The organism is Rhizobium sullae (genome assembly GCF_900169785.1).
GTDB lineage: Bacteria > Pseudomonadota > Alphaproteobacteria > Rhizobiales > Rhizobiaceae > Rhizobium > Rhizobium sullae.
Genome location: NZ_FWER01000003.1, coordinates 1 through 19,271, shown reverse-complemented (window position 1 = coordinate 19,271; position 19,271 = coordinate 1). Strand labels below are relative to the sequence as shown.

The 19,271-nt window shown below is 61.0% G+C and carries 18 protein-coding genes, 1 other RNA gene and 1 pseudogene; 12 read left to right on the top strand and 8 right to left on the bottom strand.

Annotated features, from left to right (window positions below):
* Positions 1–5 precede the first annotated feature (5 nt).
* On the top strand, positions 6–893 hold the full coding sequence (locus tag BN1800_RS03745) for an AraC family transcriptional regulator (protein WP_086994958.1): 888 nt from the start codon (positions 6–8) through the stop codon (positions 891–893).
* Here the strand turns inward: BN1800_RS03745 and BN1800_RS03740 are convergent.
* Together BN1800_RS03740 and BN1800_RS03735 are read right to left on the bottom strand one after the other, a co-directional pair.
* Positions 853–1,947 carry an AbrB family transcriptional regulator gene (locus tag BN1800_RS03740; protein WP_086994579.1) on the bottom strand — a complete coding sequence of 365 codons (1,095 nt, stop codon included), beginning with the start codon at positions 1,945–1,947 and terminating at the stop codon, positions 853–855. The genes BN1800_RS03745 and BN1800_RS03740 overlap by 41 nt on opposite strands.
* 171 nt (positions 1,948–2,118) lie before the next feature.
* Positions 2,119–3,021 (bottom strand): LysR family transcriptional regulator, encoded by a 903-nt coding sequence (locus tag BN1800_RS03735; RefSeq protein ID WP_086994574.1) that lies wholly within the window; start codon positions 3,019–3,021, stop codon positions 2,119–2,121.
* A 94-nt stretch (positions 3,022–3,115) separates the two neighbouring features.
* Between BN1800_RS03735 and BN1800_RS03730 the strand changes: the two genes are divergently transcribed.
* From BN1800_RS03730 to BN1800_RS03720, 3 genes are all read left to right on the top strand, one after another.
* Positions 3,116–4,150, top strand: coding sequence for an aldo/keto reductase (locus tag BN1800_RS03730; protein ID WP_086994571.1), 1,035 nt, complete (start codon positions 3,116–3,118; stop codon positions 4,148–4,150).
* A gap of 91 nt (positions 4,151–4,241) precedes the next feature.
* A complete protein-coding gene (locus tag BN1800_RS03725; protein WP_086994568.1) occupies positions 4,242–5,654 on the top strand; it encodes an FAD-binding oxidoreductase in 1,413 nt (470 codons plus the stop codon).
* 89 nt (positions 5,655–5,743) lie between these two features.
* Positions 5,744–9,469, top strand: coding sequence for an AsmA family protein (locus BN1800_RS03720; protein WP_086994956.1), 3,726 nt, complete (start codon positions 5,744–5,746; stop codon positions 9,467–9,469).
* Between the two features lie 8 nt (positions 9,470–9,477).
* On the opposite strand, the gene BN1800_RS03715 is transcribed toward BN1800_RS03720, so the two are convergent.
* The 4 genes from BN1800_RS03715 to ssrA all read right to left on the bottom strand — a co-directional run bounded on the left by BN1800_RS03715 (position 9,478) and on the right by ssrA (position 11,052).
* Positions 9,478–9,690: a ribbon-helix-helix domain-containing protein gene (locus tag BN1800_RS03715; RefSeq protein ID WP_086994565.1), complete on the bottom strand. Its 213-nt coding sequence runs from the start codon at positions 9,688–9,690 to the stop codon at positions 9,478–9,480.
* A gap of 97 nt (positions 9,691–9,787) precedes the next feature.
* On the bottom strand, positions 9,788–9,982 hold the full coding sequence (locus BN1800_RS03710; protein WP_086994562.1) for a DUF4169 family protein: 195 nt from the start codon (positions 9,980–9,982) through the stop codon (positions 9,788–9,790).
* Positions 9,983–10,047: 65 nt separating this feature from the next.
* The gene (locus tag BN1800_RS03705) at positions 10,048–10,560 is read right to left on the bottom strand and encodes an SspB family protein (RefSeq protein ID WP_086994559.1); all 513 of its coding nucleotides are present in this window, start codon (positions 10,558–10,560) and stop codon (positions 10,048–10,050) included.
* Between the two features lie 128 nt (positions 10,561–10,688).
* Positions 10,689–11,052, bottom strand: a transfer-messenger RNA (tmRNA) gene (gene ssrA / locus BN1800_RS03700).
* Between the two features lie 158 nt (positions 11,053–11,210).
* Here ssrA and thyA point away from each other — a divergent pair.
* On the top strand, positions 11,211–12,128 hold the full coding sequence (gene thyA, locus BN1800_RS03695) for a thymidylate synthase (RefSeq protein ID WP_086994556.1): 918 nt from the start codon (positions 11,211–11,213) through the stop codon (positions 12,126–12,128).
* Positions 12,129–12,140: 12 nt separating this feature from the next.
* On the opposite strand, the gene BN1800_RS03690 is transcribed toward thyA, so the two are convergent.
* Complete coding sequence (locus BN1800_RS03690; RefSeq protein ID WP_086994552.1) at positions 12,141–12,356, bottom strand: hypothetical protein; 216 nt, start codon at positions 12,354–12,356, stop codon at positions 12,141–12,143.
* A 468-nt stretch (positions 12,357–12,824) separates the two neighbouring features.
* Here BN1800_RS03690 and BN1800_RS03680 point away from each other — a divergent pair, with 468 nt between their 5' ends.
* From BN1800_RS03680 to BN1800_RS03655, 6 genes are all read left to right on the top strand, one after another.
* Entirely contained in the window at positions 12,825–13,343 is a 519-nt protein-coding gene (locus tag BN1800_RS03680) for a dihydrofolate reductase (RefSeq protein ID WP_086994546.1), read from the top strand.
* A 149-nt stretch (positions 13,344–13,492) separates the two neighbouring features.
* A complete protein-coding gene (hflK, locus tag BN1800_RS03675; RefSeq protein ID WP_086994543.1) occupies positions 13,493–14,569 on the top strand; it encodes an FtsH protease activity modulator HflK in 1,077 nt (358 codons plus the stop codon).
* Between the two features lie 3 nt (positions 14,570–14,572).
* On the top strand, positions 14,573–15,505 hold the full coding sequence (gene hflC / locus BN1800_RS03670; RefSeq protein ID WP_086994539.1) for a protease modulator HflC: 933 nt from the start codon (positions 14,573–14,575) through the stop codon (positions 15,503–15,505).
* Between the two features lie 10 nt (positions 15,506–15,515).
* On the top strand, positions 15,516–15,701 hold the full coding sequence (locus BN1800_RS03665; protein ID WP_086994536.1) for a DUF2065 domain-containing protein: 186 nt from the start codon (positions 15,516–15,518) through the stop codon (positions 15,699–15,701).
* A 101-nt stretch (positions 15,702–15,802) separates the two neighbouring features.
* Entirely contained in the window at positions 15,803–17,401 is a 1,599-nt protein-coding gene (locus BN1800_RS03660; RefSeq protein WP_086994533.1) for a DegQ family serine endoprotease, read from the top strand.
* Between the two features lie 178 nt (positions 17,402–17,579).
* Positions 17,580–17,828 carry a hypothetical protein gene (locus BN1800_RS03655; RefSeq protein ID WP_086994530.1) on the top strand — a complete coding sequence of 83 codons (249 nt, stop codon included), beginning with the start codon at positions 17,580–17,582 and terminating at the stop codon, positions 17,826–17,828.
* 103 nt (positions 17,829–17,931) lie between these two features.
* Here BN1800_RS03655 and BN1800_RS03650 read toward each other — a convergent pair whose 3' ends face one another.
* A complete protein-coding gene (locus BN1800_RS03650; RefSeq protein ID WP_086994527.1) occupies positions 17,932–18,396 on the bottom strand; it encodes a cupin domain-containing protein in 465 nt (154 codons plus the stop codon).
* A 688-nt stretch (positions 18,397–19,084) separates the two neighbouring features.
* On the opposite strand from BN1800_RS03650, the pseudogene BN1800_RS03645 reads away from it, so the two are divergent.
* Positions 19,085–19,271: pseudogene (locus BN1800_RS03645) on the top strand (nucleotidyltransferase); the annotation flags it as partial.

Genomic DNA, 19,271 nt, shown 5'->3' with positions numbered 1-19,271 from the left:
TCGCGTTGAGCCAGGATGTAATGCCGCAGGTTTTCGAAGGTCTTGAACGTTTGTGCGTGCCGCAGGGCGGCGACGGCATCGTGGCAGCGCCTGCGTTTCCTGGGATCGAACGCATCGAGGCGAAATTCAGTGGAAACGCCTTCGAACCGCACCGGCACGACACCTACGCGCTTGGTGTGACGCTGAAGGGCGTGCAGACGTTCTCCTATCGCGGCGAAAGGCGCTTCAGCATGCCCGGTCAGGTGATCGTGCTGCATCCGGACGAGGAGCATGACGGCGGGGCAGGCACCGATGACGGGCTGCAATACCGCATCCTTTACCTTGAACCCTCGCTGCTTGCCGAATGCCTCGAAGCGGAGAAACTCGGGCTCCCCTTTGTCGATCAGCCGGTTATCAGCGATGCGGATCTTGCCAATGTCCTGCTCGGCGCGCTGACCGACCTCAATCACGAACTTGACGAGCTCTTCGTCGACGATTTCCTGATGCGCGTGGCGGACGGGCTCATAAGGCATGCGAAGGCGTTGCGCAGGCTGCCGGCGAGCGTTGCCTGGAACCAGGCTCGTTGCGCCCGCGACTACCTTGAAGAACACGCGACGCGAACGGTGCGTTCCGGCGAGCTTGAGTCCGTGACGGGACTCGATCGATTTACATTGTCGCGGCATTTCCGGGCCGCATTCGCGACCAGTCCGCATCGTTATCTCCTGATGCGACGGCTACAGCAAGCGCGGGCGATGATCGGCGAGGGCGGGGAGTTATCCGAAGTCGCCTTTGCCACCGGCTTTGCCGATCAGAGCCATCTGAACCGGCATTTCAAAAAAGCCTATGGCATGACGCCCGGCCAGTGGGCCGCGCTCAGGCGGGGTTCTCAGCCAGGCCGCTCTTTCGCGCGATGAAGCGCGCGAGCATCGGTCCGGTCAGCAGGATCATCACGAAGCGCCCCACCTGCATCGCCATGACGAAGGGCAGGTCGACATCGCTGGAGGCGGCAATGATGGCAACTGAATCCGCGCCGCCGGGACTGGTGGCGAGATAGGCCGTCAGGGGATCGACGCCCGCAAATTTATGCAGCGCCACGGCCATCAGCCCGCAGATCGACATCAAAAGCAGGATGGAGGCGGAGACGCGCGGCAGCGCGCGGGCGGCATGCTTCAGGATCGAGCGGGTGAAGCGCAGTCCGATGCTCCAGCCGATCAGGGCGTAGCTGATCGCAAGGAGCCACATCGGCAGCTCGATCGTCAAGAGGCCGAAACCCTGCAGCAGGGAGCCTGCGAGAAGCGGCAGGATGATGGTGCCGCCTTGCACGCGGAAACGGAAGGTGGCGTAGATGCAACAGCAGGCAAGCAGCACGGTTGTGGCAAAGGCCGGCCAGTCGATCGGCGGAAAGAGAATGAGCGGTGGCGGCTCGCCGCCGTCTGCGGCGACCCAGAGGCGCGAGACGCCGGAAGCGGCAACGCAGACGAAGACGACCCGCAGATATTGCATGAAGGCAACGAGCCTGGCGTCGGCGCCATACGCCTCCGACATAATGACCATGGCCGAGGCTCCGCCAGGGGACGAGCCCCAAACGGCGGTGGTGCCGGGCAGCACCTGCAGCCGAGTTAGGAGATAGCCGAGCACGGCTGCGACGGCGATCACCGAGACGATGACCAGCATGAAGAGCGGCGCGTCCTTGGCCATCGTGGCGAGAATGTCCGGCGTGATGGCGCGCGCCATCATCAGCCCGACCAAGGCCTGACCGAACTGCACGGGCCAATAAGGCACGCGCATCTGGCCCTTGCCGACGACCAAAGCGAGAAAGATTGCCGCGATCATCGGCCCCACGAGCAGCGATGCCGGAAGGGCGAAAAGTTCGAGCACGACAACGAGGGCGGTGGAGAGGCTAAGCAGTAGCAGCCATCTCGGCAGGCTGGCTTTCTGCAAGGCTCGGCTTGCGGCTTTAAACGGCATCGAACGGTATCTTTTTGACCAATGCAGGAGGAAGGCCGCGATCCGGCAAGAAGGGGAAGTATTCGCGAAAACGAAAGGACCGGCCAAGTCAGCCGAAGACGCATGGCCGGTATATTTGTCAGCACCCGCTGGGGTCAATTGCGAAATCTGGCCCTGGCGGGGACTTTCGGTTCAGAGACGAACGTTAGCCGCGAGAAGATCGAGCAGTGCGCGGACGCGGGCGGGCAACGGACCGCCCTGGCCGATATAGACGGCATAGAATTCCTCGATGTCGCCGGGGTTCAGGTCTTCGAGGACGGGCACGAGCCTTCCTGCGGCGATGTCGGCGCGGACGGTGAAGACGGCAAGGCGCGCAAGGCCGGCGCCGGAAAGTGCCATATGGCGCATCCCTTCGCCATCGCCGACCTGGACGCCCGGCGCGACTGGGACAAGTATGCTTTCACCCTGATCGAGAAGCGGCCATCCCTGGATGGCGCGGGAATAGGAAACGCCGATGCGGCAGTGTTTATCGAGATCGGCGATCGACTTTGGCTCGCCATGGCGGCGAAGGTAGTCCGCCGAAGCGACGATCAACTTGCGGGCCGACCCGAGCTTGCGGGCAATCAGGCTGGAGTTTTTCAACGGGCCGGCGCGGATAGCGACGTCGGTGCGCTCCTCCATGAGATCGACGATCTTGTCCGTGTAGGAAATGTCGAGCGTCACGGCCGGATGAAGCGTCATGAAAGAGGGCAGAAGCGGCGCGAGCACATGATTGCCAAAAGACGCGCTGGTATTGATGCGGATCGGCCCCGCCGCCTGCTCGCCTGCTGACGCATAGCGTTCGGCCTCGGCGATATCGGCAAGTATGGAAACGCTTCTGTCGTAGAATGCGCAGCCCTCCGGCGTGAGCAGCAGGCGCCGCGTCGAGCGGTTGATGAGACGTGTGCCAAGCCGGGCTTCGAGCCGGGCGACGAGCTTGCTCACGGCCGATGGGGTCATCCGGCAGGCGGATGCCGCGGCTGTAAAGCCGCCGAGCTCGACGGCGCGGACGAACACTTCCATTTCGCCGGAGCGATTGATGTCTTGACGGCTCATGATGAATTCAAATCATAAATGATTTTCTTTCAGGCAATCTATATCGCGCTTCAGTGACTGTCTATCTGTCCACAGACAACAGGAGAGACAAGCCATGGAATACAGAAATCTCGGCGCATCCGGCCTCAGGGTACCGGTGTTGAGTTTCGGCGCAGGCACCTTCGGTGGCAGCGGCCCGCTGTTCGGCGCATGGGGCAATACGGATGCGGCGGAGGCCCGGCGCCTGGTCGACATCTGCCTTGAGACGGGAGTCAATCTCTTCGATACAGCCGACGTCTATTCGGCGGGCGCGTCGGAGGAGGTTCTGGGGCAGGCGATTCGCGGAAAGCGGGACGCCGTGCTCATCTCCACGAAGACGGCATTGCCGATGGGCGATCGGCCGGCGGATTGGGGAAGCTCGCGCTCGCGGCTGATCAAATCCGTGGACGAGGCGCTTCGCCGTCTCGGTACCGATTATATCGATCTGCTGCAGCTTCATGCCTTTGATGCCTCGACGCCGGTCGAGGAGGTGCTTTCGACGCTTGATCGTCTCGTTGCTGCCGGCAAGCTCCGCTATATCGGCGCGTCGAATTTTGCCGGCTGGGAGTTGATGAAGTCGCTCGCTGTCTCTGAGAGACACGGCTACGCGCGTCACGTGGCGCACCAGGTCTATTATTCGCTGGCGGGCCGCGATTACGAATGGGAGCTGATGCCGCTTGCTGCCGATCAGGGCGTTGGCGCGCTGGTCTGGAGCCCGCTCGCCTGGGGCAGGTTCACCGGCAGGATCCGCCGCGGCCAGCCGCTGCCGGAAGGAAGCCGGCTGCACCAGACGGCGGAGTACGGCCCGCCGGTCGATGACGAGACGCTTTTCAACATCGTCGACGTTCTTGATGAGATTGCCGCGGAGACCGGTAAAACGGTGCCGCAGATCGCCATCAATTGGCTGACCGCCCGGCCGACTGTGTCCAGCGTCATCATCGGGGCCCGCAATGAGGAGCAGCTGCGCCAGAATCTCGGTGCCGTCGGCTGGTCGCTGACGAAGGAGCAGGTCGAGAGGCTCAATAAGGTCAGCGCTGTGCCGGCGCCTTACCCTTATTTCCCGTACAGGAGACAGGAAGGCTTCGCGCGGCTCAATCCACCTCTCGTTTGAGCCGCCGGCTGAGACTCTTGACTGGACAGGCGCCATCCGTTGTCTCATACCAGCCTGCCTGTAATGGTGGAATGCATGGGAGATCAACAGGATGGCGCTCAGGGACGCGAAGGCTGGAAAACGCAACGAGGCGGGCATTTCCGCAGCGGTTGGAATATTGAAGCAGAGCTTCGGCGAGCGCTTCCAGACCGGCGAATCCTTCCGCGCCCAGCATGCGCATACGACCACATACATTCCTGCACAGCTGCCGGACGGCGTGCTGTTTGCAGAGACGGCCGATGACGTGAAGGCCGCCGTCAGGGTCTGTGCCGAGCACAAGGTGCCGGTCATCGGCTTCGGCACCGGCTCTTCGCTGGAGGGACAGGTGAATGCCCCGAACGGCGGGATTTCGATCGATTTCAGCCGGATGAACCGGGTTCTCGAAGTGAATGCCGAAGATCTCGATTGCACCGTCGAGCCGGGTATCACGCGCGAGGAACTGAATGTCTATCTCCGTGACACCGGGCTCTTCTTTCCGATCGACCCCGGTGCGAATGCCTCGATCGGCGGCATGGCTTCGACGCGGGCCTCCGGAACCAACGCCGTGCGTTACGGCACGATGAAGGACAATGTGCTCTCGGTCACGGCCGTGACGGCCAATGGCGAGGAAATCCGCACCGCGCGCCGGGCACGCAAATCCTCGGCGGGCTACGATCTGACGCGGCTTTTCGTGGGCGCCGAGGGCACGCTCGGGATTCTGACCTCGGTGACGCTCAAGCTGCAGGGAATTCCCCAGAAGATCGCGGGCGGGGCTTGCTCGTTCCCGACGATCAAAGCCGCCTGCGATGCGGTCATCATGACGATCCAGATGGGCATTCCGGTCGCGCGCATCGAATTGCTGGACGACGTGCAGATGCAGGCATGCAACGCCTATTCAGGTCTGGCTTACGCCGAAAGCCCGACGCTCTTCCTCGAATTCCACGGAACCGACGAAACCGTCGAACTTCAATCGGCGCAGTTTGCCGAGATCGCGGCCGAATGCGGTGGCGGCGAATTCCTTTGGACGGCAAATGCAGAGGAGCGCAACAAGCTCTGGAAGGCGCGGCACGATGCTTATTGGGCCTGCCGCGCGCTGGCGCCGGGGCTTGCCGCACTTTCGACCGATGTTTGTGTTCCGATATCACGACTTGCGGATTGCGTTGCCGAGACGCAGGCTGATATCCGGGAACATGGGCTGCTGGCGCCGATCGTCGGTCACGCAGGAGATGGCAATTTCCATGTGCTTCTCCTGTTCGACGACAAGACGATGGAAGGTGTCGCCGTTGCGGAGACTTTCGTGACGCGGCTCAATCAGCGGGCTCTTGCGATGGATGGAACGTGCACCGGAGAGCATGGGATCGGACAGGGAAAGATGGCGTTTCTCGAGCAGGAACTCGGCGGCGCCGTAGGACTTATGCGGCAGGTCAAGCAAGCGCTCGATCCGGACAATATCTTCAATCCGGGCAAGATTTTCCATCTTGTCTGAAAACGGAACAATCTCATGATCTTCGGCTTTGCTCCCGGCATGAATGACAGTAGTGTCGGCAACAGAATCCCGAATGGAGAATGCTTGAATTGATAGGCCGGTTCCTCGTCTTTCTGGGGGGAGTGATCGTCGTAGTGCTCTTCGTGGCACTGCTCGCGCCGCTTTTCATCGACTGGACAGACTTCCGCATGAATTTCGAGGATCAGGCGAGCCGCATTATCGGTAAGAAGGTGACGGTGCATGGCACAGTCGATGCGCGTCTTTTGCCTTTTCCTGCGGTAACGCTGCATGACGTTCGTGTCGGACAGGAATCCGACGGTCAGCCGGTCGTGCAGATCGAACAATTCGCCATGGATGCCGAACTTGCGCCGTTCCTTTCCGGCGAGGCGCTGATTTTCGATATGCGCGTTGTCAACCCGAAGCTGCGCTTGCGGCTGCTCAAGGACGGCACACTCGATTGGATGCGCGGCAGCCGGCCGGAAATTCCCGCAAAGACAGTCATTCTGGAAAGCGTGCATGTCACCGGCGGCGACGTGCAGTTCATCGACGATCAGTCTGGCCGTGCCCGCCACATTACGGGGTTGAACGCGGAGATGTCGGCGAGGTCGCTGGCAGGCCCTTGGCGGATCGAAGGCGATGCCGCGCTCGACGGCGAGCATGGCAGCTTTTCGATTTCCAGCGGACAGCCCGATGAAACCGGTGCGCTGCAGGTCAGGACGCAATTGATACCTAGTCAGCGTCCGGTCAAAATCGATCTCGATGGCCAGTTGAAGCTGATCGACAGAAAGCCGAATTATCAGGGTCTCATATCCGCTGCGGTCGAGAACCGCGGCACGGCCAAATCCGTCGAAAACAACGTGCTGCCGCCGCGCCTCAAGGGCCGCTTCGAACTGACCAACGAGCGCATCCGGCTTTCCGAATACCGGATGGAGATCGGCTCGGTGGAGGATCCGTATGTGATCACCGGCGAGGCGACGCTTGATACTGGCAACGCGCCCGAGTTCCTGCTGATCGCCGATGGCCAGCAGATCGACGTGAACAGGATCGGCAATCAAGGCGCCGGCGGTAAGACCGCGCGTGATCCCGGCCAGTCCGCCCGGCAGCGGCTCAATTCGCTGATTAGCATCATTGCACAGATTCCCGTACCGCAGGTGCCGGGCAAGGCAAGCGTCAAGCTGCCGGCAATCGTTGCCGGGGACACGACGATCCGCGACGTGCAGCTCGATCTGCAGCCGGCCGGCAACGGCTGGACGATCGACAATGCCGTTGGAACGCTGCCCGGGCGCACCCAGGTGGAGGGTCAGGGTCAGCTGACGCTGAGGGGCGAACCTTCGTTCAATGGACGGATTACCGTTGCCTCCAATCAGCCCTCAGGGCTTGCCTCCTGGCTTGCGGGCTCGGTCGATCCTGCGATCCGTCAATTGAAGCAGGCGGGCTTTTCCGCCGACGTCAGCTTGACGCATCAGCGGCAGAGCTTCAACAATTTGGAGATTGCCATCGGTCCGGCTACGCTGAAGGGTAAGCTCGAGCGGCAGGCGCTGGAGAACCAGCCGCTGCTCCTGAATGTCGACCTTGCCGGCGATGCGCTCGACCTCGATGCATTGAGGGCACTGACAGGCCTGTTCACGGGCCAGGACGCAGGCGAAAACGTGCTCGACCACAAGATCACGGCGCAGCTGAAGGCGGACAAGTTCAGCGCCTTCGGCGTCGAGGCGGAGAATGTCGAGACCAGCTTTACGATCGCCGACGGGGCGCTTGCCATCGACAAGCTGGTCGCCAAGAATCTGGCGGGTGCGGAACTCACCGCCACCGGCCGGGCCGAAGGCTCCTTGCTCGATTACAAAGGCTCGGGCGAGATCACCTTCAAGTCCGCCGATCCGGGATCTTTCTTCACGATGCTGAAGGAGCATCTGCCGCAGCATCCAGTGATGGACAGGCTGGTGCGCAATGCTGCCTGGTACACCAACACGGCGCTGCGCGGCGCGCTGACTCTCGGCGGTGACGAGGGCGACGGGCTTGCGCTGACGCTCGCCGGCGTTTCCAACGGCAGCCGTGTGAACCTCGACTACCGCATGTCGGACCTGCTGGCACTGACCGGCGCGGGCACGACGAGCCTGGAGGCGACACTCGAAAACAGCACGACCTCGATCCTGTTCGGGCAGGCGGGTCTCGATCCCCTTCCGATCGAGGCTGACGCCAACGGCCGGCTCGCCCTGAAGGTCCAGGCAACCGGCACCGATCCGGCCGATGCATCGCTGACCTTTGCGACGGACCGGACGTCGTTTACCGCAAATGGGAAGGTCGATGTCCGTCCTGGGAATTTCATGAACGGCCAGATCGGCGTCTCGCTCGAAAGCGCCGATCTCGATCCATATCTCGTGATGAACGGCATCGCGCTGCCGCAGATGGGCACCGGGCTGCCCTTCGGGCTGCAGACGACGGCGACCGTCGATGGCGACAAGATCGTTTTTTCCGACCTCAAGGGTCATGCCGCAGAAAATCAGTTTTCGGGTGCGCTGACGGTCGACCGCAAAACGGACAGGACGACGGCAAGCGGCGAGCTCGCGCTTGACCGCGCCGATGCGACCTGGCTGGGTGAGGCCGTCTATGGCCCGATGACCGATGCGGCGACGGGCAACTTCTCAACCGCTGCACTCGGGCAGCCGGTTTTCAAAGATATGGATGTCAACCTGAAGCTCTCGGCCAAGGAGCTCTGGCCGGGATGGTCGGCGGCCCTGACCGGCTTCACCACCAATGTCGTCTATAAGGGCGACGAACTGCAGCTCAACGACATGAAGGGCGGCTGGGACGGCGGCCAGCTTTCCGGTAACCTGCTTTTCACCAATGCCGAAGGCACCGGCTTCTTTCAGACAAAGCTTTCGCTGGCCGATTCCGACCTTGCTGGCGTCGTCTGGCCACGCGACGGTGCGCCGGTTGCGAACGGCAAGTTTGGGCTTTCTCTAGGCATGGAAGCTTCCGGCAAGACGATGACGGAGCTCTTGAGTTCGCTCACCGGGTCCGGCGAGATGCGGCTTGGCGAAACCAGCGTGCGCGGGCTGAACCTCGCGCTCCTGCCACCGCTGCTTGCGGCAACGGATCCGATGCAGGACCAGCTCAATGCCGGAAAGATACATCCGATCGTCGAGACGCTGCTCAACAACGGCGAGGCGAAACTTCCGCCGACGGGCATTCCGTTCAATATCACCGACGGCGTGCTTCGCGTCCAGAATGTCAACGTTGCCACCGAACTCGCCAAGGTCACCGGCAATGCGCAGTTGAGCCTCCCGCAAGAGCGTATCAACGCATCGCTGAACATTGCTCTCAATCCGGGCGAGGAAGCGCTTGCGGGCGCGGAGCCCGCGCTGCGGCTCAACTATTCCGGATTGCTTGCATCGCCCGGCCGGACGATGGATGTAACCGATATTGCCGGATATCTGTCGCTGCGTGCATTTGAACGCGAACGCCGGCGTGTCGAGCGTCTGCAGTCGAACGTCCTGGAAAAGCAGCGTCTGCGTCGCGAGGTGGCGCTTTACAAGTTCAACGATGCGGAACGCGCAAGAGCCGCAGCGATCGAGGCCCAGCGCAGTGGCGAAGAGCAGCGCCTGCGGACGCTCGCTGCGGAAGCTGCGCGGCAAAAGGCCGAGGCGGAAGCGAAAGCCAATGCGGAGGCTGAAGCCAAGGCAAGGGCGGAGGCCGAGGCGAAAGCAGCCGCGGAAGAGGCGGCGCGGCGCGCGCTGCAGCTCAACCAGCCGCCACCGATAACGGGCAATCGATTGAATTTTGATGCCTTGCCGGGCGTGCCGTTGCCGCAGTGAAAGCCCGCTTAGCTGCGGTTTTTCAGCCAGCTCAAGACATGGGTGCGCAGCGCGGAGGAGAGGTTGCTTTCCGGCGCACGGTTATCGTCGATTTCGGATATGAGGGCCGCGAGCGGAATGGCGCGGGCTGTGGCGATGGCCTTCAGCTCGGCCCAGAATTCGTCTTCCAGCGAGAAGCTGGTGCGGTGCCCGTGCAGGCTGGCGGAATGTTTGCGGATCATCAGGCTTTCCGCAGGCCTGTTTCGCGGAGTTGATAAGTTGAGTGAGGAAGCGCCGCCAAGCGATTCATTGCGGGTTCTTTTCGGCTTCGATGCGCCGTCATTCGCCGCCTTCGTCTTTTTCGATCCGGCCCTGGCGGTGCGCTTTTTCGGCCTTCTCGTTCAGTGCTTTGCTCAGCTGTTTTTCGGTCTTGGTTCGGCCGAAACTGACACGATTCTGCTCGGCCTGTTTTTCCTTTTCGGAACGGGCCTGCTTTTTCTTGAACTGGCGGAGATTGATGATCTCGGCGCTCATGGCTTACCTCCATCCGGCTTGGAAAAGGGCACATGAAAAAGGGAAGCAGATGCTTCCCTTGGCAATTACTGCTTCTTGCGGAAGGCGTCGAGCGAGACGACGGATCCCGGCTTCTTCTCGTCGCCCTCGGCGGGTTTTGCCGCAGGCGTTTCTTCGCTTTTTTCGGGTGCGACCGGATAGGCGGTGATTTCGCCCGCGGGGACTTCCTCACCGTCCGTCAGCGGCACGTCGAATTCGAGCTCGAAATTGACCGAAGGATCATAGAAGCCGCGGATGGCATTGAAGGGGATGACCAGCTTTTCGGGCACGTCGGAGAAGGAAAGGCCGATCTCGAACAGCGATTCGGTGATCTTCAGATCCCAGAACTGGTGCTGGACCACGATGGTCATCTGTTCCGGATACTTGGATTTCAGATGCTGCGAGATGCGGACGCCGGGTGCGCCGGTCAGAAACGTGATGAAGAAATGATGGTCGCCGGGCAAGCGGCCCGTCGTCGCGACTTCGGACAAGACCTTGCGGATCACACCACGCAGCGCGTCCTGTGCCAAAATGTCGTAGCGGATGTGGTCCTGCCCCATACTTTTCCTGTCTTTCTTTGGTTCGGAAGTCTTTTCACAAGGGTATATGCCATGTCCGGCGGCCTTGGGAAAGGCAAAGTGTCCGAGTCATCTTCACAAACAATACATGATTTGGGCGGCAGGGAGAAGGTGAAGGCTTCTGTTGCCAGGTGCCTTCGGACCCCGCCTTAAGGTGCTAACCAAAAGGACTTAGAGCGGAATTCCCGCACCGCCGTTAGGCAGCGAGAGCGTATTCCTTAGCGTTGTTGTCGTTTGCAACTACACTTGTGACCCGATAACGGCGGTATCATGCCGAGCAAAAAGTCGATCTTTACACCCTTGTCGATCCTGTTTCGCCCCCATCAAAAGCAGTCGTGAACCGGCTGTTTTTGGTGGAGGCGCCGGGTACCGCCCCCGGGTCCAATAGGTTTATTACATCGCTCATTTATCGCCATAGCCGGTCCGAAAACCGGCAAGGGTGATATAGTGTTTTCCGAAGCGCATGGAAAGGGGATACGTCACAAAAGCGTTGCATGTGGCAGCAGAATTATCGGGATAAGCCCTCTTCGCAGTTGGTTTGAGCGGCAGGAGCGCTTAAATTCGTCCAAGCGGAATCGGCAGCGGCCGGGTTGATTTTCTGCAACCCAGGCAGCCGCACATTGGAGACACAGATGCTTCGCCATCCTGAATATCAATATCTCGATATCATGGCCCATCTGCTGGAAAAGGGCGACCGGCGGATGGACCGCACCGGCGAGGGCACACTTTCGACGTTCGGAGCGATGATGCGCTTTGATCTTTCGGACGGCAGCTTTCCCGCCTTCACCACCAAGAAGGTCTTCTGGAAGACGGCGGTGAAGGAGATGCTCTGGTTTTTGACCGGACAGACGAACATTCAGTCGCTGCTCAAGGAAAACGTCAAGATATGGACGGACTGGCCGCTTGCCGCATACCGCAAGGCAACCGGCGAGGAGATACCCCAGGACGCGTTCGAGAAGCGCGTTATCGAGGACGACGCCTTTGCAGCGAAATGGGGCGATCTCGGGCCGGTCTACGGCAAGCAGTGGAGGCGGTGGCTTGACCGGAACGGGGTGGAGCACGATCAGATCGGCGCGCTCATCCATAGCCTCAAGACCAATCCCACGAGCCGGCGCATGCTGTTCCACGCCTGGAATGTCGGCGAGATAGATCAGATGGCGCTTCCGCCATGCCATATGACCTATCAGTTTCACGTTTCCGGACTGCAGAGCGGCCGCGGCCGGCCCCAGCTTTCCATGCTTGTGAACCAGCGGTCCTGCGATATTTTCCTCGGCGCGCCCTTCAACATATGCCAGCAGGCGGCGCTCCTTGCGATGGTCGCGCAGCAGGTGCAGATGGATCGGGGTGAACTCATCTGGGTCGGAGGCGATACGCATCTCTATCTGAACCACCTCGACCAGGCCAAAGAGCAGCTTGCGCGCAAGCCGATGCCTTTCCCCAAGCTGGTGCTGACGCGCGAGCCCGACGGGATCGACGGCTATCGTATCGACGATTTCGAGGTCGTAGGATATCAGTCGCATGACCGGATCGACGCCCCGGTCGCCGTCTAACGGACGCTTGTTCTAGCGCGCCGAACGCTTGCCGGCGCGATCGCCAAGTGTCTGCTGACGTCTTTGAAGCTCGTTCATGACTTCCGCGAGCCTCGATGCCTCCTGTTCGTCCAGCCCGTCGAGAATCCGTCCGCCGAACGACGCCGGTGACTCCGTGACGTGGTCCCAGACGATCCATCGGTCCATCGGGTCGCAGATGACATCGAATCGAGGTATCGCATTCGTCATTCGCACCAGCCTTTCATTATCCTTTCCGGATTAGGCCGACAGCCGTTAACAGACGCTTTCCGGGCCGCCCGAGCATCCGTTCCCTGAATTTCACGGGAATGATGGGAAAGCCCATAAAATGCCAGGCGAATGCCGTGCCCAGACCTGTCGTTACCGGAGAGCCGGCCTTGCCGCCCGTAACAACCCACGCGAAAAGCCCCGCCGCCATCGCGACGATAACGAGGTCGATGCGGCACGGCCGATTGTTCTGCGCTGATCTGTCTCCCATAAATCTCAACTTAACGTAGCATTTTCTGGAGTAAAATCCAAACATGCGGCGTGGTTTACGAAATGCCTATGCTGCGATGCGATGTCTCGCATTGAGACGTGCCGCAGGCGTGGGCGGCATTTCGTCGAGCCTTGTCTTGCTTGTTGGCCTGCCCCGCGGTAGACCCGGTGGACAAAGCCGTTATTTCACTCAGGAAGTCCATGTCCGAGATCAGAAAGACCATTGTCGTTGCGGTGGCCGAGAACGGCGTTATCGGCCGCGACGGCGATATGCCCTGGCGGCTTTCGACCGATCTCAAGCGCTTCAAGGCGTTGACGCTCGGCAAGCCGCTCGTGGTCGGGCGTAAGACATATGAGAGTTTCGGGAAACCGCTGCCAGGACGCCCGCATGTTGTGATTTCCCGGCACGCGACGATCGACCATCCGGACGTCACGATGGCTCATTCTCTTCCCGAGGCGATCGGCATTGCCGAAAGGCTGGCACGCCAGGCCGGCCAGACCGAGATCGTCATAGCCGGCGGCGGAGAAATCTATGCACAGGCAATGGCGCTTGCGGACCGCATGTGCGTCACGCACGTGCAAACCCAAGTTGCGGGCGACACGTCCTTCCCGGCAATCGACCCCTCCGCCTGGATGGCGGTTGAAGCAATCGACGTGCCTGCGGGGGAAAAGGACAATTATCCGACCCGCTTCGTCATCTATGAGCGTCGCAGCGCCTGAAAACGAAATATTTATCAATAAACATCGCCAACTTCTTCATGCCGCGTTGAAAGCGGCAGCGGTGATACCTATAACGGTCACAATCGCTTAAGGCCTGCCGCCCCCGCGGGCACGATGTGATTGGGAGTTTAACAAACAACGAGGTTTTGATGCCCTGGAGCAATCAGAATGGCGGCGGCGGCCCATGGGGCGGCGGCGGCGGTAACAATCAGGGACCATGGGGGCAGGGACCGAAGCGTCCACGCGGCGGCCGGGGCGGGCCTCCCGATCTCGAAGACATCATCCGGCGCGGCCAGGATCAGCTGCGCAACATCGTCCCCGGCGGGTTCAACGGCGGCGTTGCGGTGATCATCGCTGCGGTTCTCGTCGTCTTCTGGCTTTTCCAGTGCATCTATATCGTCCAGCCGGACGAGCGCGGGGTCGAGCTTCGCTTCGGCCAGCCGAAGGAAGAGATTTCGACGCCCGGTCTGCATTTCCACTTCTGGCCGATGGAAACCGTCGAGATCGTCAAGGTAACGGTGCAGCAGCAGAATATCGGCTCGACCTCCGCCTCGGCTTCGACGGGTCTCATGCTGTCTGGCGACCAGAACATCCTGAACGTCGAGTTCTCGGTCTTCTTCACCGTGATCGACCCCAAGGCCTATCTCTTCAACGTTGAAAACCCGGCCGAAACGCTGCAGCAGGTCGCCGAAAGCGCCATGCGCGAAATCATCGGCCGACGGCCGGCCCAGGATGCGTTCCGCAACAACCGCCAGCCGATCGAGACGGAAGTTGCCGCTATCGTGCAGGGCACGATGGATCGCTACAACTCGGGCATTGCCGTCACCGCGGTCACCATTCAGGACGTAGCGCCACCACGCGATGTCGCCGATGCCTTCGAAGAGGTGCAGCGCGCCGAACAGGACAAGCAGCGTCTCGTCGAAGAGGCGAACCAGTACGCCAACCAGAAGCTCGGCCAAGCACGAGGCGATGCGGCACAGATTCGCGAAGCGGCAGCGGCCTACAAGAACCGTGTCGTGAATGAAGCGGACGGTGAGGCGCAGCGCTTCACTGCCATCAACGAAGAATATTCGAAGGCTCCCGAAGTGACCCGAAAGCGGCTATTCCTCGAGACGATGGAACAGGTGTTGAAGAATTCCAAGAAAGTCGTGATCGATGAGAAGCAGGGGATCGTTCCCTATCTGCCGCTCAACGAGATTGGCAAACCCGCACGGCAGGGAGGTTGAGCCATGAATTCGAACAGACTTCCCGTTATCATCATTCTGCTCGCCGTTGTGCTTGTCGTCGTTTATTCCTCGATCTTCGTGGTCAATGCGCGCGAGCAGGCAATCGTCGTGCGCTTCGGCCAGATCCAGTCGGTGAAGACGGAGCCGGGCATCTACTTCAAGCTGCCCTTAGCCTTCATGGATGCCGATCGCGTTCAGATCGTCGAGAAGCAGGCGCTGCGCTTCGACCTCGACAATATCCGCGTCCAGGTTCGCGGTGGATCGACCTTCGACGTCGATGCCTTCGTGATCTACGACATCAAGGACGTACGCAAGTTCCGCGAGACGGTGTCGGGCGACCGCGAGGCCGCCGAAGCGCGTCTTCGCACCCAGCTCGATTCGTCTCTCCGCCGTGTCTACGGTCTGCGTGACTTTGATGCCGCCCTTTCGGACGAGCGCGTGGCCATGATGCTCGAAGTGCGCGACGACCTGCATGGCGACGCCGAAAATCTCGGCATCAATATCCAGGACGTGCGTATCCGCCGGACCGATCTGACGCAGCAGGTGGCGCCACAAACCTACGGCCGCATGCGTGCCGAGCGTCTTGCCGAGGCCGAGCTGCTTCGCGCGCAAGGCACCGAAGAGGGCCAGCGCCGCCGCGCCATCGCCGATCGCCAGGTGGTCGAAATCACGGCGGAAGCCCAGCGCGATGCGGAAATCATCCGCGGTCAGGGAGATGCGGAACGCAACCGCATCTTCGCTGACTCCTTCGGCAAGGATCCGTCGTTCTTCGAGTTCTACCGCTCGATGGCGGCTTATTCCGCAGCTCTGTCGTCCCAGGATACGACGCTGGTGCTGTCGCCGAATTCGGAATTCTTCCGTTATTTCGACAATCCGGCCGGTACGACGCCTCCGGCTCCGCCTCAAACGACGGCCCCTTTGGCCCCGTCAAACTGACACGTTACGGATGCAGGATTTCCTGACCGGAATCGCATTCTTTCTCATCATCGAGGGGCTGGTCTACGCACTGGCCCCTCGTTTTCTTGTCGAGATGGCGCGGCTGCTTCCAATGGTTCCCGAGCGCCAGCTTCGCATCTTCGGACTTGGCGCCGTGGTGCTTGGCGTCGTGCTCGTCTGGCTCGTCAGACACTGACGCAGATTGCACGGGATTTCTCGAAAAGGTGATTTCACGCTCCATCATTCCGCCCTATGTTGATGGTCAGACTGCCGCTTTGACCGCATAGAGGAAGCTTGATGGCCCCCACGACACGCCCGACCTTCAGACGATCGCTCGCGCTCCTGGCCGGGGTTGCACTTCTGGCAAATATTGGTCTTACCGGCGCTGCTGAAGCGCAGAGCGCGCCTCCGTTGAATGGTCCGGCCTCTGTTGCCGATCTTGCTCAAGGGCTTCTCGATGCGGTGGTGAACATCTCCACCTCGCAGAACGTCAAGGGCGACGAAGGTGCCGGCCCGGCACCGCGCGCACCAGACGGCTCACCGTTCCAGGAATTCTTCAACGACTTCTTCAACAAGCAGCAAGGCGGCCAGGGCAGCAACCATAATGTGAGCTCGCTCGGCTCCGGCTTTGTCATCGATCCATCGGGCTACATCGTCACCAACAACCACGTGATCGAGGGCGCGGACGACATCGAGGTGAATTTCGCCAATGGCACCAAGCTGAAAGCGAAGCTGATCGGCACGGACACGAAGACCGACCTTTCGGTACTGAAGGTCGAGCCGAAGACGCCGCTGACGGCCGTGAAATTCGGCGATTCCGCCGACATGCGCATCGGCGACTGGGTCATGGCGATCGGCAATCCGTTCGGCTTCGGCGGGTCGGTGACCGTCGGCATTATTTCGGGCCGCGGCCGCAACATCAACGCAGGCCCGTACGACAACTTCATCCAGACGGATGCGGCGATCAACAAGGGCAATTCCGGCGGCCCGCTCTTCAACATGAAGGGCGAGGTAATCGGCATTAATACGGCAATCATTTCGCCGAGCGGCGGCTCGATCGGTATTGGCTTTTCGGTGCCCTCGGAGCTTGCTGCGGGCGTGGTCAACCAGCTTCGTGAATTTGGGGAAACGCGCCGCGGCTGGCTCGGCGTGCGTATCCAGCCGGTCACCGACGACGTGGCCGACAGCCTGGGTCTCGATACCGCCAAAGGCGCGCTCGTCGCCGGCGTCATCAAGGGCGGGCCAGTCGATAACGGTTCGATCAAGGCGGGCGACGTCATCCTGAAATTCGACGGCAAGCCGGTTAACGAGATGCGCGACCTGCCACGCGTCGTGGCCGAAAGCCCTGTCGGCAAGGCGGTGGATGTCGTGGTGATGCGCGACGGCAAGGAGCAGACTGTCAAGGTGACGCTCGGCCGTCTGGAGGACAGCGATCAGGCTGCTTCCGACGACGCTTCGCCGGATGGCGTGATCAACCCGGATCCGGACGAGAATGACGATATGGACGAGCCGGATCAGGATCAGGATCAGGCGCCGTCGCCACCCGGCAATGGCCAGAACGGTCAGCAGGGGCAGGTGACGCCCGATGCCAAGACGCCGAAGGATGTGCTCGGCCTCTCGCTGTCGCAGCTCAGCCCCGAGATCCGCAAGACCTTCGGCATTGCAGAAAGCGTGGACGGCGTCGTGGTGACGGAGGTGGCGCCCGGTTCGGCCGCTGCCGAAAAAGGGCTGAAGGCCGGCGATGTCATCGTCGAGGTCGCCCAGGAATTCATGAAGTCGCCGGATGCCGTCGCGGCGAAGGTGCAGTCGCTGAAGCAGGAAGGCCGGCGTAACGCGCAGCTGATGATCGCCGCGGCAAACGGCGATCTGCGGTTCATCGCCGTGCCGATGGAATAGGCGGGATTGCAGAGAGGCGGCAAGAGACGCAGATGATCCGTTTTCCGCGATGAGCACCATGGATGGCGACAAAAAGCGCAGCTGTTGCTGATTGGCGAATAGCGGCGTCCGCGCAGGCGTCATCATCTCGTCATTTTTAAGAGCGACCGTTCGGCATGGACGAGCTTGAGAGGCTTCCATGGATCACCGTTTCAACCACTACGTAGAGATCACCAGCCGCATCAGATCGGGCAGGAGCTTCTGCGAGTTCATTGCATCCGGCGGAATGGTGTGGGACCAGCCGGCCGGCGCTTCATGGCGCAATGTAACGATTGAGGTGATGGAGCGGGAGCGGCGGAACGTGGAGGAGCTGGAACGCATCAGGCTTAGGCTCTATCCCGATCTGGCTGCCGAAGATGTGTCGCCGCCGCTTTACAACAGCCACTGACAGCTATTGCCTACCGCCCTTGGGAGCGGAGCGGAGAGCGCAAACCCCAGCCCTCACGCTGAGGCGAAAGCGCAGCGGCCCTCGAGGCGAGGACGGGTGTGCGTCACTTGGGGGGCGGCCAATCCGCGAGCAAAGTAATGCCGAACCTTGGCGAAGCTTCGCGGAGACGCTCGGTCTCCTCGGGTGTCGGCGGTCCTGCGACTTCGTCCGGTTGACGTTCGTGGCCACCTTCCTCGAGAAACCGGTCGAACAGCGCAGGCGTCCCGATCAGGATGTATCTGCAAGGATTGCCGCTCATGTTCATAAGCTGGTGCGGAATGCTGCGCGGCAGGAGGATGCTCTCGCCCGCGGTTAGGCGTCGAGGCTCGCCGCCGATCACCGCAGTCAGCTCGCCTTCGATGATGTAAACCGTCTCGTCGTCCCTGGCGTGGACATGGATCGGCGTCCGCGTGTTTCCACCGCTGTTGTTTTCGAAGAGGCAGAACTGCCCCGCGGTCTGTTCTCCAGACAGCAGACGCTTCATGACGACGCCTGCAAGAATGAACTCTTTGCTGTCGCTATTGCTCATTGTCGTTTCCTTTCCACGGATTATGCAGGGTAGCGTGATCTCCATTCAGCGAGTTTAGGATGCCCGAAGATGATCGCCGCCGCGATATGCCGGTTTCTGGAGCCGTCTGCCCGTGATCAAATCCGGTCACCCGTAGCCCCTAGGCAAGGATTACCTCAGCGGCGCTCGAAAGAGCCTCGGCACTCAATCAGTTCATAGCAGCGATGGTGACTGTTCCGCACTCTGCAGGCTGTCCCATCGACACGCGGGCGAACAGGCCGAGCGCAAGATAGGTTGACGCCATAGTAGCTACTCATTTCTGTTCGCTTTTTGGCGGCGCGCCGTTGGAGGAGTCTGGATCGCTGCACAGGCCAGCTTCGCCTCATCGCCAAGTGCGCAGACGGCGCAGATCAACTCCCGCGATTTCAGTTCCAGCGCTCCAGCGGGTAAAAGCGCGGGGCAGAAAAGTCATCGGAGCGGAGCCGACGGACGGTCCGAGAAAATTCTCGTGGGCGACGAGCGACGCTGTCATCACGATTCCGATTCCGCGATCAGCGGACGTGCTCTATCTTCAGGTCGCCCCTGAAAAAGCTAGGAATCATTCCGCTCCACCGCAGGCCGAAGGAGATTTCGGCGGCTTGCGAGCGGCCGCACCGCCTACCGTTTCCAGTAGTAGACGGCGAATCGTCTTTGGCCTATCGATGGACCCATGCGATCGTCCCTGGAACATCTGCCGGAAGAAAAGCAACGCGAGCTTGCCCGCGTCGTTTCGATCATCCATGAGGAGTTCGCCGATGCGCTGTCAGGGACGTCGGCCGCCTTCAAGAAGCGCGGCCGGATCTTAAAGATTCTGCTTTTCGGTTCGTATTGCCGCGGCACCTGGGTCGACGAGCCGC

Coding starts and splice junctions, on each gene's coding strand:
- BN1800_RS03740 (WP_086994579.1), bottom strand. CDS start 1,947: ATGCCGTTTAAAGCCGCAAGCCGAGCCTTGCAGAAAGCCAGCCTGCCG.
- BN1800_RS03735 (WP_086994574.1), bottom strand. CDS start 3,021: ATGAGCCGTCAAGACATCAATCGCTCCGGCGAAATGGAAGTGTTCGTC.
- BN1800_RS03730 (WP_086994571.1), top strand. CDS start 3,116: ATGGAATACAGAAATCTCGGCGCATCCGGCCTCAGGGTACCGGTGTTG.
- BN1800_RS03725 (WP_086994568.1), top strand. CDS start 4,242: ATGGCGCTCAGGGACGCGAAGGCTGGAAAACGCAACGAGGCGGGCATT.
- BN1800_RS03715 (WP_086994565.1), bottom strand. CDS start 9,690: ATGATCCGCAAACATTCCGCCAGCCTGCACGGGCACCGCACCAGCTTC.
- BN1800_RS03710 (WP_086994562.1), bottom strand. CDS start 9,982: ATGAGCGCCGAGATCATCAATCTCCGCCAGTTCAAGAAAAAGCAGGCC.
- BN1800_RS03705 (WP_086994559.1), bottom strand. CDS start 10,560: ATGGGGCAGGACCACATCCGCTACGACATTTTGGCACAGGACGCGCTG.
- thyA (WP_086994556.1), top strand. CDS start 11,211: ATGCTTCGCCATCCTGAATATCAATATCTCGATATCATGGCCCATCTG.
- BN1800_RS03690 (WP_086994552.1), bottom strand. CDS start 12,356: ATGACGAATGCGATACCTCGATTCGATGTCATCTGCGACCCGATGGAC.
- BN1800_RS03680 (WP_086994546.1), top strand. CDS start 12,825: ATGTCCGAGATCAGAAAGACCATTGTCGTTGCGGTGGCCGAGAACGGC.
- hflK (WP_086994543.1), top strand. CDS start 13,493: ATGCCCTGGAGCAATCAGAATGGCGGCGGCGGCCCATGGGGCGGCGGC.
- hflC (WP_086994539.1), top strand. CDS start 14,573: ATGAATTCGAACAGACTTCCCGTTATCATCATTCTGCTCGCCGTTGTG.
- BN1800_RS03665 (WP_086994536.1), top strand. CDS start 15,516: ATGCAGGATTTCCTGACCGGAATCGCATTCTTTCTCATCATCGAGGGG.
- BN1800_RS03660 (WP_086994533.1), top strand. CDS start 15,803: ATGGCCCCCACGACACGCCCGACCTTCAGACGATCGCTCGCGCTCCTG.
- BN1800_RS03655 (WP_086994530.1), top strand. CDS start 17,580: ATGGATCACCGTTTCAACCACTACGTAGAGATCACCAGCCGCATCAGA.
- BN1800_RS03650 (WP_086994527.1), bottom strand. CDS start 18,396: ATGAGCAATAGCGACAGCAAAGAGTTCATTCTTGCAGGCGTCGTCATG.